Source organism: Chitinophaga sp. (genome assembly GCF_036569125.1).
Classification (GTDB): domain Bacteria; phylum Bacteroidota; class Bacteroidia; order Chitinophagales; family Chitinophagaceae; genus Chitinophaga.
The window spans coordinates 1-2,316 of sequence record NZ_DATCRF010000688.1; the positions used below are offsets into that span (position 1 = coordinate 1).

General features: G+C 48.9%; 2 protein-coding genes. One reads left to right on the forward strand and one right to left on the reverse strand.

The features are described 5' to 3' along the window. Positions 1-3 precede the first annotated feature (3 nt). Positions 4-1,152 carry a glycoside hydrolase family 5 protein gene (locus tag VIM87_RS25585; RefSeq protein ID WP_331999738.1) on the reverse strand — a complete coding sequence of 383 codons (1,149 nt, stop codon included), beginning with the start codon at positions 1,150-1,152 and terminating at the stop codon, positions 4-6. A gap of 158 nt (positions 1,153-1,310) precedes the next feature. Here VIM87_RS25585 and VIM87_RS25590 point away from each other — a divergent pair, with 158 nt between their 5' ends. Further along, positions 1,311-2,054 (forward strand): SDR family oxidoreductase, encoded by a 744-nt coding sequence (locus VIM87_RS25590; RefSeq protein ID WP_331999739.1) that lies wholly within the window; start codon positions 1,311-1,313, stop codon positions 2,052-2,054. The last annotated feature ends 262 nt before the right edge of the window (positions 2,055-2,316 follow it).

Consider the following 2,316-nt stretch of genomic DNA (forward strand, 5'->3'; position numbering starts at 1 on the left):
AACTCAATGTTTCCGTAGCAGCTCCAGGAACTGTTTGTCCAGCTGGTGACCGTACCAATCTTCATACTGTACATCGGTACGTTTGGAATCCAGCACTCCAAAATCGCCAATAAAATTCCAAACAGCAAATCCAATTTGATGAGTGGATAAAATATCCAGCACATCGCCAAACCAGGCCATGAACACCCCATGCGGTGTTTTGTTCCAGCAGCCGCATTCCCCGCAGTGCACACCGGTACCTTTGGCAGCCAGCTCTATCCAGGGTTTGTAGTAGTTTTCCAGCATATCGCGGCTCAGGTATTTATCGCCTACCTGTCCCGGCCACAGTGGTGCAGGCGCATGTTCAGGATCTTTGCTGGCCCAGGGCGCTTTGTAATGCGATATAGTGCCCGGGAAATACCCGCGGCAGCTTTGCGCAATGTCCAGGTCTATGATCTCGGGGATAACATTATTGCCTACACTATTGCCATCGGCAATCACCAGGTGATCGGGATTTTCTTTGCGGATGGCGGCTGCCGCGGCCTGCGCCACTTTACGGTACACATCACCGGGAACAGCTTTGGAGGGTGAATGCTGATCATTCATATCTTCCCGCATGCTGGGCTCATTCACCAGGTCAAAGCTGATCCTTTTGCCGGAGATGCCTTTATACCGTTTAGCCCACAGGTTCCAGTGAAAGCAAAAAGCGTCCAGCGCTGCCTGGTCTGTCCATAAATTATACGGCTCATGGAAACCCGCATTAATGCAATATCCCGGCGCACGGTGCAGGTTCAGGCTTACGTGCATATTATATTTATGGGCCAGGGTAACCAGCTGATCGATCTTTTCAACTGCCTGCTCATCTATTTTATATACTTCTTCCGGCGTAATGTTACGGCTGCGGTCAATGTTTAAATAGCTGGGATAAGCAATGGGAATACGCACAAAATCAAAACCCCAGTCGCGCATCCAGCGGAAATGATCTTCGGTGGTAGGCTTGTTGGTACCTGCGGGCTGGGGCGAGAAAAAATCCAGCAGGTTAAACCCTTTCCATTTAGGCAGCTTGTTCGCTTTAATAACAGGTGGCTGTAAAGCAGCCATGGTAGCGGTACCGGCCAGACCGATACCTGCAGTTAACAGGCCGGTGTTTTTGAGGAAAGAACGACGTTCCATAACGTGAATATTTGACGTGAAATGATTAATAACCGGGTTAGCTGATCAAAATAGGCAATTTCAGCCGTTAGTCAAAATATCCCCATTATGCTTTTTACCATTTGGTAAATGAAAGCAGTTTTTAGCGGCAGACCTTTGTGGTATAAAATACAAGCATCATGGAAAATCAAAACAAACAAGGATCAGCACTGGCAGGCAAACGGGTAATCTTATTGGGCGGCAGCTCCGGTTTTGGACTGGCTACCGCCAAAGCCGCAGCAGCTGAAGGCGCAAAGGTAGTGATCGTATCCAGCAACCAGCAACGGGTGAACCAGGCCATACAACAATTACCTGCAGGCAGTGAAGGGTATGCCATAGACCTGAGCAAAGAGGCCAACATTAAAGATTTTTTTGAAAAGGCCGGCGCCTTTGACCACCTGGTATATACAGCAGCAGAAAACATTAGCCTGAACAATCTGAGTGAAACTGTAATTGATAATGCACGCCAGTTCTTTGGACTGCGCTACTGGAGTGCATTAGCGGCCGTTAAATATGGTGCGCCGCATATTAATCCCGGTGGCTCTGTTTGTTTAACCGGTGGTATTGCCGGTTTACGTCCGGGTAAAGGATGGACTATAGCTTCCAGCATTTGCGGCGCCATGGAAGGTTTAACGCGTGCGCTGGCCGTTGAGCTGGCGCCTATACGGGTGAACAGCGTGGTGCCCGGTGTGGTAAGAACCAATCTCTGGGACAGCCTGCCGGAAGCCGACCGGGAAGGATTGTATAAAAATGTGGGAGATGCTTTGCTGGTAAAACGGGTGGGTGAAGCGGAAGAAATTGCGCTGGCCTTTTTATACCTGATGAAACAGCAATTTGGTACGGGGCAGAATATGGTGATTGACGGCGGTGCATCGCTGGTGTGATTATGGCTGCCCGGGGCGGGCGCTCCGGGCAGTTTTATTGTATAAAGGCCGTCATGATCCGATATAGTATTTTAGGTAAATCCATTATAGCCTCCTCTATTTGCCGTTCATAGGCTTCTGGCAACTATACATACATTTCAATAAAAGCCTTCATGGCCCTTGATTGTGGCAGGTCTTTCCGGTAAACAAGCACCGTAGTTAAGGTACCCAGCTCCTTATTGATCTCATGGATCTTTAATTTGCGTTTAGCATAGTGCTGCAG